A 13,103-nucleotide genomic window follows, 5' to 3' on the forward strand; every position below is an offset into this window, starting at 1 on the left:
TGTGATGAGTAGCCGCATTTTTTGTCTTGTGACTAGAGCAATAACGCCTCATCTATGGGATGGAACTGGCTCGCTGCATCCCTTAAGGATTTAGCTGTTAGGGTAGGGACGCCATACACTTGGGTTTCAACGCCATATTTTTGATGAATTTTTTGTAGCAATAAATCGAAGTCACCATCCCCAGACAATAAGATCACTGTATCCACTTCACTCGCCGCTTCCATAATATCGATAGTGATCCCCACGTCCCAATCGCCTTTGGCCGAGCCATCGCTGCGCTGAATAAACGGTTTTAACTTCACCTCAAAACCTATGTGCTTTAGTGCGTCTTGGAATTTCAATTGCCCATCGTCGCCCTTATGGATGGCATAAGCCATGGCCAAGGCTATGTCACCTTCGTAACCTAAGTGTTGCCACAGTTTACGATAATTAAATTGGCGACCATAGGCTTCTCGGCAGGTGTAATAGATGTTTTGTACATCGACAAATAAAGCGATTTTCTTCAAGGCGTTTTCCAACGGCTAGGGGAGTAAGGGCACTATAGCATATCGAGGCAATGGGGTTTTCAAGGATGTTAGAGTGTTGGGTTCAGCCGTTGATATGGTGAACCCAAAGCGTATGTTAGCTTCTATGGTATTTTTGATATTCGCCCGGTGACATGCCGCTGAGTTTTTTAAAGTAACGCCCCATATGACTTTGATTGGCAAAGCCATTATTGAGGGCGATCTCGGTCAATGATTGCGTTGAATGACTCAAGCTTTGTTTGACCTTTTCAATGCGCACTTGCAGCAAATACTCCTGCGGCGTCATCGCAAATTGGCATTTAAACATGCGACAAAAATGGTACTCACTCAGTTGGGCAAGCTCGGCCAACTCAGACAAGTAAATCTGCCGATGGGAATGGCAATGAATAAACTCTTTGATCGCTTTGGCCACTTTAGGTGCGAGCCCACCCTTAATTGGCCCTACCGACAAATTAAAGCCTGAACTTTGCAGCAAAGTCACCAGTACAGTGTCGGTTACTTGTTCCATCATCAGATGGTGATCCCTCGTCTGCCAATCGAGCCCCGCAACTTGGTGCCGAAACAGCGCCTCTAATCTCGGATTATCGACAAAGGTCAACTCAGGTAAACGCACTTGGCGTGGATCTTTATCAAAGACTCGCACCGCCAATTTTTTAAGATGTTCATCGCTAAAATACAAATGCATAAACTGCTGCGGTTGTCCCAGTTGCCAACGACTCTCGCTACCTTGGGGCATAAGACAAAACTTACTGGGCGCGCCATAGTCGGCCTTGATATCGGTTCTGTGGGTTTCGTAGCCGCCATCCAGATACATACTCAGCGTATGCTGTGCATCGTTTTGATAATACAAACGCTCGCCCGCATTTTTATAATGGGCCCAAGATAAATCCTCCGTAATCGCTTGTTTACGAATACAGGTTTTGGCGGATTTATCAAAACTGATGTATTTGGGCTCCATGGGTTTCTAGTGATCTCACTGACTAAGCATTTTGTCTTTCCAAATTATCGCACTTATGGGCGTGGCTCAACGTCCGCTCGCGATTAAAACCGCAATATCGTGTTATGGCCAACAAGATGGTGACATAAGGACAAAAGCCATCGCTGTATAGTTTGCCTCATTAAGCATTTTATGAAGGTGTGAGGGGGCTCATTATGGCTGCTGTGATGTATTTGCTGATGATTTTTGTGTGGGGTTTTTCGTGGATTACCATTAAGTGGCAGCACGGTGAGGTGGCGACGGAAGTCTCGATTTTCTATCGGTTTGCGATTGCGAGTCTCTTGATGTTCGCCATCGGCTTTGCCTTTAATAAGCTGCAAGCGGTAAAGCTTAGGCAGCATCCTTGGTTTGCACTGCAAGGCGTGTGTCTATTTTGTTTGAACTTTATCGCGTTTTATAGCGCAACCCATTATATCGCCAGCGGTTTAACGGCAGTGATTATGGCCACTGCCCCCATTTTTAATGCGATACATGGCCGCATTTTTTACGGCACGCCCACCAGCCGCAACTTTTGGTTAGGCGTCAGTGTCGGTCTGGGGGGCATTATCTTACTCTTTGGCGCCGATTTGCTCGCGACTCAGTGGTCACAAACCTTAGTGTGGGGCTTACTGTTTTCGCTGCTAGGTACGTGGTTTTTCTCGATTGGCAATATGATCAGCATGCGTAACTCGCGCGATAATGTGTCGCCTTTTACCTCGACAGCATATGCCATGTGCTACGGCAGTGCGGCGTTACTGCTGATCATCTGGTTTAAAGGTTTAAGCTTTAGTTTACCGCTAACAACGAGTTATCTTGGCAGCCTGTTCTACTTAGCCGTTGTCGCCTCTGTGATTGGCTTTACCGCTTATTTGATCTTGGTTGAGCGAATTGGCGCTAACGCAGCGGCGTATCTGTTGGTGATAACCCCTGTGGTGGCGCTTAGTGTATCGAGTGTGTTTGAGGATTATCACTGGACTTGGTATTCAAGTGTGGGACTCTTGCTGGTTGCGCTCGGTAACATGTTAACACGCCGCCAAAGACCGCTTGCTTGGTTTAAGTTTTCTGCCACGCCAGCGCTGAAAGCCTAACGTCGCAGCTAGCGCCATGATGCACATGATGCAAGGCTCGATTCGACGATTGTAGGTCAGTCGAGCCAGTATTTATTTGAAATATTGTGCCGGTGTGGTGCCGGTATATTGCTTAAAAAAGCTGATAAAGGCACTGTCACTGGAAAATTGTAAATTAAAGCCCACCTGCGCCACCGATTTCCCCGCCGCCAATTGTTCAATGGCCGAGAGTAAACGCCATTGCTGGCGCCATGCTTGATAAGCCATTCCCGTCTGTGCGCTAAAAATGCGGCTAATTGTGCGTTCACTGGCTCCGATTTCTACTGCCATATCCTTAAGATTAGCTGGCGGTTTTTGGTGTTGCTGCAGTTGCGCAAGCCAGGTTTTTAAACGTTTATCCTGTGGGAGGGGTAAAGCCAGATTTTCTTCCGCGGCATGGCCCAATTCTTCGCAGAGCAGCAAAAAGGCATTGTGCTGAGTGCTTCTTGGTTTGTCCCATGGCCAAAACGACATAGTGTCGATTAACGCTTTGAGTAGCGGGTTTACATGGAAAATAGTGACTTTATCGGGTAATGAAGTGACGGTTTCAGGTTCAAAGTAGAGTGAGCGATAGGCAACCACATTACGCATGGTGACGCTGTGCTTAACGCCAGCTGGCAACCAAGCCGCACGCGTTGGCGGTAACACCATTTGAGTATCGGCTAGGGTGAATCTCATCACGCCAGTGGGGGCGTACAGCAGTTGCGCCTTCCTGTGGTGATGCACTCCCGAGTCGTGTTCGCCCATATCTGCGGCAATGCCAATGACCAGATTATCCAGCTGGTCTGGATTAAATTGCTGTTCAGGTAGAATAAAGGCCATTTTGTCCTTTTTTTGATGTTTTTTGTCTAAGTGTTGCTAATGGACACATTTGGATTTTATCTATACTGCGCCATCTTTGACAAGTATGGAGCGACATTTCGGTAAACCAACTCATTTGGATGACTGAAATGGACTAAAAATCATGAATATAAAACCACCATTAGGGCTCGTTGTGCTGCTAATGATGTTTCCGCAAATTATGGAAACCATCTATAGCCCAGCTTTGCCTAATATTGCAGAAAACTTTGCGGTGTCGGTTGCCGGTGCATCGCAAACCTTATCTGTGTACTTTATGGCCTTTGCGATCGGCGTATTTTGCTGGGGCCGCTTAGCCGACATTATTGGTCGCCGCAAAGCTATGCTCGCGGGATTAGTATGTTATGCCATTGGCTCAGCGTTAGCCTTGATGGTGAGCGATTTTAGCCTGTTGTTGCTGGCCCGTGTATTGTCGGCTTTTGGCGCGGCAGTGGGTTCTGTGATTACCCAAACTATGATGCGTGACAGTTATAGCGGCGAAGAATTAGCCAAAGTCTTTTCTGTGATGGGAATGTCACTTGGGATAAGCCCTGTCATCGGATTGCTATTGGGTAGCGTTCTCAGTGCTTATTGGGGATATCAAGGTGTGTTTGCCGCACTCATGGTCTCTGCAATTGTGCTGCTGTTTTTGTCGGTAAAATCCTTACCCGAAACGAAACCCGCACATACCCAGAAAATCGCGATAGGCGAGTTAGCGATTAAGATGCTTACCGACAGCGAGATTATTAAGAGCAGCTTGTTGGTGGCGGCGTTTAACCTAATGTGGTTTAGCTACTTTTCACTGGCGCCATTTATGTTTGAGGCGCAAGGTTTATCGACGCTTGCCTTTGGTTCCAGTGGCTTACTGTTAGGCTTTGGTGCTTTCCTTGGCAGTTATGTTAATAAAATAATGCTCGGTCGAGGCCACTCCAGCGCACAACTCGTTCGCTTAGGCAGTGCTATTGCACTTGTCGGCGGATTGGGGATTTGGCTGCTCCAATCGACCATTATAGGGCTGGATAATGTTTACTTTCTAGCCCCTATGCTATTGATTGTGATGGCTTACGGTATCGCAATTCCGAACATACTAAGCTCTGCTCTGGCAAACTACCGCACCTATGCGGGCTCTGCTGGCGCACTCTTTGGACTATTTTATTATATTCTGTTGGGATTAGGTTTAGGTGGCGCGGGAATCATCCACCATTTAGGTATTGTGATTACGTTAAGTGCACTGCTTTGCGTTGGCTTAGGTTTACTTTTAGGCTTAGCCAATAAAGCAAAAAACGCTTAAGACGCAAATGAAAAGCCAAGATACTAAGTACCTTGGCTTTTCTATGTAATTTCTACATTTTGTATAGACGTGAAAAGCTAGGTTTTAGGTGCGAGTTCCTGCTGCTTTGCCGTCTCTTGGGCCGCTAACTCTTGCGCTGCTAATTCTTGGGCTTTGATGGCCGCTTCGAGCTTAGCTTCAACATAACCAGGAGAGTGCGTTGTGGCCGAGATTAATCGATACATGGCAGGGATCACCAGTAAGGTCACAAAGGTCGCAAACGCCATTCCGAAGAACACTACAGTACCTACAGCAATACGGCTTTCTGAGCCTGCGCCCGTCGAGAAAATTAGCGGCACAGCGCCCACTAAGGTGGTGAAGGCTGTCATTAGGATTGGCCGCAAACGACGGGATGACGCATCGATAATAGCTTTATCGAGTTCAAAACCGCGGTCACGCAATTGGTTAGCAAACTCTACGATAAGGATACCGTTTTTAGTTACCATACCAATCAACATGATCATGCCTATCTGGCTGTAGATGTTGATCCCTTGGCTGGTGATCAGTAGTCCTAAGAAACCACCGAATACACCCATAGGCACAGTAAACATCACCACTAACGGGTTGATAAAGCTCTCAAACTGTGCGGCTAATACTAAGTAGGCAACCAGTAAAGCCAAACCAAATACGATAAAGATACTGCTTTGGTTTTCTTTAAAATCTTTGGATTCGCCCGTGTAACCAATCGAAATATCTTTAGGTAATAATTCAATGGCTTTAGCGTCAAGGAACTTTAAGCCTTCACCTAAGGTGTAACCTTCACTGACGTTAGCCTTGAGGGTGATTGATTTTTGCTTATTGGTGTGGCTTAATCTTTGTGCCGAGGCAATTTCTTCTATATGGGTGACAGTATCGAGAGTGACTAATTCGCCCTTAGCTGACCGCATGTAGATTTGGCTCAGATCACCGACATTGTTGAAACTGTTTTCATCACCGCGTAAATACACATCGTATTCTTCGCCTCGATCAACAAAGGTCGTTTCGGTGCGGCCACCCAGCATGACTTCTAAGGTTTCCGATACTTGGTCGACACTGATCCCCAGTTCTGCGGCGCGCTCTTTATCGACAGTAACAATGAGTTCTGGCGTTGTTTCTGCGTAGTCTAAGTCAGCCCCTTCCATCATAGGGCTAGCGTTAGCCTCTTCTTTCAATATCTGCGCCCACTTAAACAGTTCGGCATAGTCCGAACCACCAAGTACAAATTGCACGGGTTCGCTCGATTGCCCCCTAAAGCCTGGCATCATAGGGCGAACCATTACATCTGGAATATCCTTTAAGGCATTGCTAATAATTCCAAGGGCTTGCTGCGCTGTCACATCGCGGTGTTCCCAATCTTCTAGCTGCATGATGACAAAGCCAGTTTGATCGCCAGCACGGCCACCAAAGGCGGGAGCTTGTACGCTGAAGGATCGCAGCACACCTTTACCTAGCAAGGGCATGAGTCTGTCTTCGACTATGTCCATGTTGGCTGTCATACGGTTATAACTGGTGCCTTCGGCGCCTTTAATAAAGGCGAACAACACGCCGCGGTCTTCCTGCGGCGCAAGCTGTGACGGTACTTGTTGCATTAACCAAGCGCTGCCGCCGATACAAGCGAGGATAACTAAGGGCGCGAGTAAACGGAGTTTAATCGCTCGAGTCACTGCGACGCGATAAACGCTTTCCATGCGAGCAAAGCCGCTGTCGACCCAACGATTAAAGCGATTCGGTTTGACGTTGGCTTTGAGTAATTTACTGCTCAGTACAGGCGTAAGTGTGAGTGCCACTAAGGAGGAGAACAGCACTGACACCGCCAGCATCACGGAGAACTCGGTAAATAGTAGTCCGACCATGCCCTCCATAAATGAAATTGGGAGGAATACCATCACCAGTACCGCCGTAGTGGCGATAACGGCAAAGCCCACTTCTCGAGTACCTTTATAGGCGGCGAGTAAGGGCTCTTCACCTTTTTCGATATGGTGGAAAATGTTTTCAACCACCACAATCGCATCATCCACCACTAGACCGATGGAGAGGATTAATGCCATCAATGTCAGTAGATTAATCGAATAACCTAGCATGTTGGCGGCGATAAATGCCGAGATCAAAGATACTGGAACCGTCACCGCTGGGATTAACGTTGCTCGTGCTTGTCCAATGAAGATATACAGCACGAGTACGACCAAGGCGCCGGTGACATAAAGGGTGCTATACACTTCGTTAATCGAGCGGTCGATAAATACGGTCGAGTCGAAGTCGACCACTAGGCTAGTGCCTTCGGGCAGGAAGTCTTGTACGCGATCAACTTCTTTATGCACTTCTTTGGCAACGAGCAGGGGGTTGGCATCGGACTGGGCAATAATGCCTAAACTGATGTTAACTATGCCGTCACTTTTGAAGGTCGAGTTTTCGTTTTGTGCGCCAACAGCCACATCCGCCACATCTTTTAAGTAGATAGCCGTGCCATCGCTGGCGGTACGCACCACAAGATAGTCGAAATCCTTCGGCGTGTAGTACAAGCGTTTGGTACGCACCGACATCACAGTGGTGTCGTTGCGCACTTGGCCGCCGGGCGTTTCTATGTTCTCTTTACGCAGGGCGTTGATAATATCCGTTGCGGTGACATTACGTCCTGCCATTTGTTCGGGCCTGAGCTTGACGTACATGACCTTATACAAGCCGCCGGAAATGCTGATAGAACTCACGCCGCTGATTAAACTGAATTTGTCCTCGAGAACTCGCTGGGCATAGTCCGTTAATTGAGTGCGGTCCATCACACTCGAGCTTAAGTTCACATAGACAGAGGGTTCGCCGGAGCCGTTGTCTTTTGAGACGACGGGGTCTTTTGCATCTTCTGGGAGTCTGCGTTGGGCGCGGGCCACAGCATCACGCACATCGCTGACCCCTTCGGTTAAGTTCCAACCTAGGAGGAATTTAACTGTGATACGCGAGCTACCGTTACGAGTGGTCGAGGTGATTTCGTCAATACCACTGATCCCTGTTAGCTCATCTTCTAAAGTCTTAGTGATCTGGCTTTCCATAATCGCCGCCGATGCACCCGAGTAACTGGTGCTGATGGTGACCACAGGGCTTTCGACGTCGGGCATTTCCCGTATCGACAGTTTAGTGAACGACACTATGCCAAATACACACAGCAGTAAGCTTAAAACGATGGCAACGACAGGGCGTTTAACCGAAACATCGGATAACCACATTATTTCGTCTCCGTTGCTTTAGGACCTGAAAGCTCTGTCGCACGGACTGAGGCTTTATCATCGAGCGTGACTTCATTGATTTGCAGGCCATCGCGCATATTGACTAAGCCCTGTACCACGACTTTGTTACCTATGTTTAAACCGCTTTCGATTAAGACTTGGTTATCGATACGTGCCCCGAGTGTCACTTCTGTGCGGTGGGCAATGTGGTCGGCGCTAACTACGTATACGTAACGTTTAGTTCCTGAATATTCAAGAGCTTGCACTGGCACCATAGGTGCTGAAATCGCTGGGAAGGTGATGGTTGACGACATCATCATGCCCGGTTTTAAGCGTTTCTTCGGATTATCGAATAGCACTCGTACTTTGAGGTTTAAGGTTTCCTCATTGACGCGGGGATCGATAGCTACCATTTTGCCAGTAAAGATTTCATTCGGCCAAGCGCGACTGGTGGCTGATACTTGCATGCCAATACTCAGTTGCGATAGGAAATGCTCAGGCACTTGTAAGTCGAGGCGCATGCTGGACAAATCATCTAGCGACATCAACTCAGTGCCCATGCTGACCATCTTGCCTTCGCTGAAATTAATCAGGCCAGTATTACCCGCAAACGGCGCTATCAGCGAGTGGTAATGTAAATCTGCTTGGGCGGAGGATAAGCGTGCTTGGGCGATATCAACACTGGCTTTTTGTGCGTCAATCTCGGTTTGGGTAATGGCGTTACGGCTGATCAGTTTTTCAAATTCTTTGAGTTTACGTTTTTCATCATTGAGGAAAGCATTGGCCTCGGCGACGGCGGCTTGGGCTTTCATATCATCGAGTTCGATCAGTAACTGGCCTTTTTTCACCGCTTGGTTTGAGGTCACTGCGACTTGTTTAATCTTACCTGTGACTTGCGGTGCAATGATCACTGCACGTTCAGCCGCGAGTTTGCCGATAAGAGAGATAGATTGCGCTAATGGATATTCAATCACTTCACCCGTGACCACAGGAACGGTACGCATAAGGTGTGGCGCGTTTTCGGGTTTAGCCGCTTGAAGGACATCACTAAAACTCACCGCTGTGGCGATAATCGCAAGCAGGGCAATGGCAATAATGGTTTTTTTCATTGTAATTATTATCTCGCGCAAAGGCAGTTTAAAAAGGTAATCGCTCTAATGGCGCTATTCTAGTGAATAACGTACGCCAGTTGGGTAAAAGTTTGTAAAGGTAAGCGAACGAAAATGAAAGAAATTGTGTTTTTTGAGCATTGAGCACAATTCAACGAGAGTTTTGCTATTTTTTTTGTGCTGTTATTGCTTTTTAAAAGCTGGACGGACTTTAGGGATGGACTTCAGTTCGCGTTTTTTCAATCGGCGCTTGAGTCGTTTCAACCTGAGGGTATTGGCTTAAAATTGCCGCTAATCGTCCATCGCGTCGCATACTCTCTAAACCTTGATTAAAATCCGTCACTAACTGCGGATGATCCGCCACAGCCAAAGAGATCCCTAAATGAAATACCTCAGTCGCTATGGGTTGGCCGACTTGCTCAAAGGCACCCTCATATTCACTTGGTCCTTTTTTAATTAAATACCTCGCTAAGTTATGGCCAATCAAGACTAAGTCAATACGCTTTAAAAATAGCTTTTTGAGATTCATCTCATCCGAATTTCCTTCCTCTGTGGTGAGCCCCGCGGCGAAGATTTCTGGCGGATTAGCGTAACCGCGACCTATACCGATAGTGAAAGGTTTAAGATCTGAAAGTTGACTGAAACTCAGCGGTGAATCTTTACGTTTATAAAACACAATTTGTACGGGTTGGATAGGTGCGGAATATTGGGCCCATTGCTCGCGCTCTTTACGATACCAGAGCCCAATGATGCCATCAGCTTGGCCAGTTTTAACGAGTAAAGCCGCGCGGGCGAAGGGATAAAACTTGAGACTGGCAGTGTAACCTTGACGTTTAAAAGCTTCTTTGACGACTTGCGCAACGCCGCCCTGTTCAGGTAAAGCATCGGCATAAAAAGGAGGATAGTTAGTGGCGACTAATTGGAGTTCTCTGCCCGCAAATGCTGGGGGATAGAAGCTGAATAGAAACAGGCAAAAGCTAGATAATGTGAGTAATTTCTTCCCCATTTCTACTCCAGCACTTAGGTGAGTCGCACTTGGCTTGAGTATAGTCAGAGTTAATTAAAACAGGCGAACTTATGGATATAAAGATGAGTGCATATTGAGCGCCATACGATTGAGCGTTATGCCGATTGAGTACCATGGTGGGCGTCCATTTTACCCTTGCTCATTCATACCTTATTGCCCCAGCGCATTCATGGATTAGGGCGCTAGCTCATTCACGTATTGGGGCAAAGGATTTTAGCGAGGCAGGTTATAGCGAAACCTGCTCACCCTGATACAAACCTCGGCGGAGTTTGCCAGCGTCGATAAGTAACAGCTCACCGGATTTACCATTCTTAATGCTGCTATCTATCGCAATGATTTTATTATGATAAAGCCCAAGTACTTGTTCCTGCGATGTGTGCCCTACGACGATATGATCGACCTTGAAATAGCTCAGTATGCTATCGATATCCGACTCTTTCAGTTCATCTTTAAAGTAGCCACGATACCAAGTTGGACCATTGGTAAAAAACAAAAAGTTGAGTAAATCATCTTGTTTTAAATCGGCTTTTTTATCATCTAAATGCTGCCGAAATAATTGGTTAGCATCGCTGATATTTAATTTACGCTCGACCCATTCAGGGCTGATACCGCCGTGCATAAACAAGATATTATTGATTTTGACTAAAGTATGTTTGCTGCGAAGCCATTGGCCTATTTCGGTGTCTTTGTTGTAGAGCGCATCGTAGCTGCGTTTGAGTAAATCTGCCGAAACTTGGTAGCGTTCGTTGACGTAGCGTAAGTCGCCGCGAAACACCATTTGCTCGTGATTGCCCATGAGTAGATGTAAGCGTCCGCCCGCAGCTTGGGCTTCTTGGTCTAAGGAATATAAAAACCACAATACTTCATTGACTTGATGACCACGGTCAAACATGTCACCCGTCATCACCATATGACCGTCACCAAAGGCCCAGTGGTTATCTTTGTCGATAATCTGATGGGCTTTTAGCAAGTTAATCATTACATCAAACTGGCCGTGTACATCGCTAAGGGCGACAATTTTGCTGACATGGGTGAAGGTATCTGGCTCAACCGTGACAGCTTGTGTGTGAAGGTGCGGTTGGGGTAATTCACCGCAATTGGTAGGGCGAGTTAACTGCGCCTTCGCAATCCTTGTTTGTTTTAGCTCGCTTTGGCAAATCCAATAGGCAGTGTCCTTTTGAGTGTCGTCTAAAAACACATAAGGGCCATCGGTGACGCTGCTTTCTTGAATGTTTAGTTCTGGCTCGGCTTCACTGGTATTGGCCGCGAATGAGTTAAAGGAGAGTGAGACAAAGGGAAGCGCGGTAACAAACCATAACAGGAGCGTGAATTTTCTCTGTTGCTTGAGTATCCATTGGCTGGCTCTGCTAAGTCGCGTCATAGATAGCATGATTGGGTGAGCCCCGACTGGCATCGAATTGATTTGCATTAGACCGCATCCTTGTTCTTGTTTTAGTTATTCATTTTAGACACTTGAGTTGATGAGTCTTCGAACGTACAGCTTGACGAATTCAATTTCAAGCGCTTAATCCAAACGCTTAATCGCAAGTGCTTAATCTTAAATACTTAATGTCAAGTGCTCAACCTATTCAAAACACTAAATCATACGGATAAGGCTTAACATCGGCAAGTCGTGAGGCGGGCTAAAGTAAACTTGTCCGCCTCATTGTTCAGTTATTCCATCATGGCATTTCTATCGTGCATAACTGTTGTTATGGGTATTGGCAATTACATGGCATTGACGACGGTATGACTATCGACAAACTGTTCGAAACTGACGATTTTGCCGCTGTGTATCTTCCATAAATGGGCGACTCGGGCGCTAAAATACTTGCCCGTTTTGACATAGGTACCTGAATAAGTGCCGAAGGCAAAAACCTTATCGTCTTGGGCGACATAGTCTTCGATATCGACGCGATAGTTATCCCATTCAGTTTCGAGGCGGGCGAACACCTTGGCGGCTATCGCGCTAAAGCCTACGTAAGTGCCCGCATAGGGAAATCCCGCGGCCTCTGTCCAGCGTGTGTCACTCGCTAAGGCATGCTGAAGATTTTTGGCGTTCTCGGCTGAGCTACTTCCCTCATAGGTGCTTTTAACCAGTGCAAGATTCGCATCAGTCTGCCTTGCTGTTTCTATAAGACTTAACTGAGCAGGCTCACTCACTAATGAACCTGTTGAAACATCATTAAGCATTGGCATGATTATGACTCAAATTGCGCTTCAAGATGGCTTAACCACTGGGCGGGTTGGCCGTAGAAGCGATTGATATTAATGGCGGTGATGTTGCCGTCATCACCCTCTATAGCCATCGAAGGGAAACCTTGGGCACCTATCAGATTCAATAATGCTCTGGACTCAACGATATGCTCATACAGCTTGTCTTCACCTTGGGCATAATGCTGCGCAAAGCCTATAGGGTCGAGCCCAAGTTCAGCGGCTAACCTTGCCAGATTACCTTCATCACTGGCGCTGTGACCATCGCGGTAATGGGCCAGTTGTACTGAGTGTAGATAGGCCAAACTGTCGCCGCCCATAGCATCGACTGCGAGCATGGCTTTAATGGGGGGCGCCGAGTCGAGTACGACTGTGGTATCGCGCAGTAGACCATCGAAATAGTTCTCACCAAAAGGCTGTCCGGTTAGCTCGGCAATGCGCAGATCGTGGGGCATAACATAGTCGCGCCAGTTGGCATCGATTTGTTTGCGTCTTGGGCCTGTGAGCATACCGCCGCCGTGGAGCTTAATGGTAAAGCCTGCTTTTGCGGCGGCATCGAGTAAAGGCGCTGCGGCATAACACCAACCACATAAAGGGTCGATAATGGCGTGCAGAGTGCGCTCTTTGGCCGTTGCTGTGCTGCTGGTTGTGCTAGTTGGATGAGCTGTTGGCTGAGTCATAGTGTTAAACCTTTTGGCTTAAGTTCGTCGCGACATTAGCGACTTAAGCCCTTTGAGAACATCGATTAAAATAGTTAGGTTGGTACCGTTATTTAGCTAAAAAAGT

General features: G+C 47.1%; 11 protein-coding genes. 2 read left to right on the plus strand and 9 right to left on the minus strand.

Annotation, left to right across the window (positions count from 1 at the left end; translation table 11 throughout):
- Window positions 1–32 precede the first annotated feature (32 nt).
- Both L5M29_RS07440 and L5M29_RS07445 read right to left on the minus strand, forming a co-directional pair.
- Complete coding sequence (locus tag L5M29_RS07440) at window positions 33–506, minus strand: NYN domain-containing protein (protein ID WP_071938364.1); 474 nt, start codon at window positions 504–506, stop codon at window positions 33–35.
- A gap of 115 nt (window positions 507–621) precedes the next feature.
- The gene (locus L5M29_RS07445; protein ID WP_263167053.1) at window positions 622–1,482 is read right to left on the minus strand and encodes a helix-turn-helix transcriptional regulator; all 861 of its coding nucleotides are present in this window, start codon (window positions 1,480–1,482) and stop codon (window positions 622–624) included.
- A gap of 194 nt (window positions 1,483–1,676) precedes the next feature.
- Here L5M29_RS07445 and L5M29_RS07450 point away from each other — a divergent pair, with 194 nt between their 5' ends.
- Window positions 1,677–2,588, plus strand: a complete 912-nt coding sequence (locus L5M29_RS07450; RefSeq protein WP_263167055.1) for a DMT family transporter — start codon at window positions 1,677–1,679, stop codon at window positions 2,586–2,588.
- Between the two features lie 72 nt (window positions 2,589–2,660).
- On the opposite strand, the gene L5M29_RS07455 is transcribed toward L5M29_RS07450, so the two are convergent.
- Window positions 2,661–3,428: an AraC family transcriptional regulator gene (locus L5M29_RS07455; RefSeq protein WP_263167057.1), complete on the minus strand. Its 768-nt coding sequence runs from the start codon at window positions 3,426–3,428 to the stop codon at window positions 2,661–2,663.
- Window positions 3,429–3,570: 142 nt separating this feature from the next.
- On the opposite strand from L5M29_RS07455, the gene L5M29_RS07460 reads away from it, so the two are divergent.
- Entirely contained in the window at window positions 3,571–4,734 is a 1,164-nt protein-coding gene (locus L5M29_RS07460; protein WP_263167059.1) for a multidrug effflux MFS transporter, read from the plus strand.
- A 77-nt stretch (window positions 4,735–4,811) separates the two neighbouring features.
- Here L5M29_RS07460 and L5M29_RS07465 read toward each other — a convergent pair whose 3' ends face one another.
- From L5M29_RS07465 to L5M29_RS07490, 6 genes are all read right to left on the minus strand, one after another.
- Window positions 4,812–7,967, minus strand: a complete 3,156-nt coding sequence (locus L5M29_RS07465; protein ID WP_263167062.1) for a multidrug efflux RND transporter permease subunit — start codon at window positions 7,965–7,967, stop codon at window positions 4,812–4,814.
- Window positions 7,967–9,076 carry an efflux RND transporter periplasmic adaptor subunit gene (locus L5M29_RS07470; RefSeq protein WP_263167065.1) on the minus strand — a complete coding sequence of 370 codons (1,110 nt, stop codon included), beginning with the start codon at window positions 9,074–9,076 and terminating at the stop codon, window positions 7,967–7,969. The genes L5M29_RS07465 and L5M29_RS07470 overlap by 1 nt, the downstream gene beginning before the upstream one ends.
- Window positions 9,077–9,287: 211 nt before the next feature.
- Entirely contained in the window at window positions 9,288–10,082 is a 795-nt protein-coding gene (locus L5M29_RS07475; RefSeq protein WP_105251742.1) for a substrate-binding periplasmic protein, read from the minus strand.
- A gap of 247 nt (window positions 10,083–10,329) precedes the next feature.
- Window positions 10,330–11,532, minus strand: coding sequence for a metallophosphoesterase (locus L5M29_RS07480; protein WP_263167066.1), 1,203 nt, complete (start codon window positions 11,530–11,532; stop codon window positions 10,330–10,332).
- Window positions 11,533–11,831: 299 nt separating this feature from the next.
- The gene (locus tag L5M29_RS07485; RefSeq protein ID WP_263167067.1) at window positions 11,832–12,302 is read right to left on the minus strand and encodes a nuclear transport factor 2 family protein; all 471 of its coding nucleotides are present in this window, start codon (window positions 12,300–12,302) and stop codon (window positions 11,832–11,834) included.
- A 2-nt stretch (window positions 12,303–12,304) separates the two neighbouring features.
- Window positions 12,305–12,997: a DsbA family protein gene (locus tag L5M29_RS07490; protein ID WP_263167070.1), complete on the minus strand. Its 693-nt coding sequence runs from the start codon at window positions 12,995–12,997 to the stop codon at window positions 12,305–12,307.
- Window positions 12,998–13,103 lie beyond the last annotated feature (106 nt).

It is taken from the genome of Shewanella sp. SM95, assembly GCF_025653595.1.
Taxonomy (GTDB): Bacteria; Pseudomonadota; Gammaproteobacteria; order Enterobacterales; family Shewanellaceae; genus Shewanella; species Shewanella oncorhynchi.

Bases quoted from the DNA above. Each gene is read 5' to 3' on its own strand.
- L5M29_RS07445 (WP_263167053.1), bottom strand. From the start codon at position 1,482: ATGGAGCCCAAATACATCAGTTTTGATAAATCCGCCAAAACCTGTATT.
- L5M29_RS07450 (WP_263167055.1), top strand. From the start codon at position 1,677: ATGGCTGCTGTGATGTATTTGCTGATGATTTTTGTGTGGGGTTTTTCG.
- L5M29_RS07455 (WP_263167057.1), bottom strand. From the start codon at position 3,428: ATGGCCTTTATTCTACCTGAACAGCAATTTAATCCAGACCAGCTGGAT.
- L5M29_RS07460 (WP_263167059.1), top strand. From the start codon at position 3,571: ATGAATATAAAACCACCATTAGGGCTCGTTGTGCTGCTAATGATGTTT.
- L5M29_RS07465 (WP_263167062.1), bottom strand. From the start codon at position 7,967: ATGTGGTTATCCGATGTTTCGGTTAAACGCCCTGTCGTTGCCATCGTT.
- L5M29_RS07470 (WP_263167065.1), bottom strand. From the start codon at position 9,076: ATGAAAAAAACCATTATTGCCATTGCCCTGCTTGCGATTATCGCCACA.
- L5M29_RS07475 (WP_105251742.1), bottom strand. From the start codon at position 10,082: ATGGGGAAGAAATTACTCACATTATCTAGCTTTTGCCTGTTTCTATTC.
- L5M29_RS07480 (WP_263167066.1), bottom strand. From the start codon at position 11,532: ATGCAAATCAATTCGATGCCAGTCGGGGCTCACCCAATCATGCTATCT.
- L5M29_RS07485 (WP_263167067.1), bottom strand. From the start codon at position 12,302: ATGCCAATGCTTAATGATGTTTCAACAGGTTCATTAGTGAGTGAGCCT.
- L5M29_RS07490 (WP_263167070.1), bottom strand. From the start codon at position 12,997: ATGACTCAGCCAACAGCTCATCCAACTAGCACAACCAGCAGCACAGCA.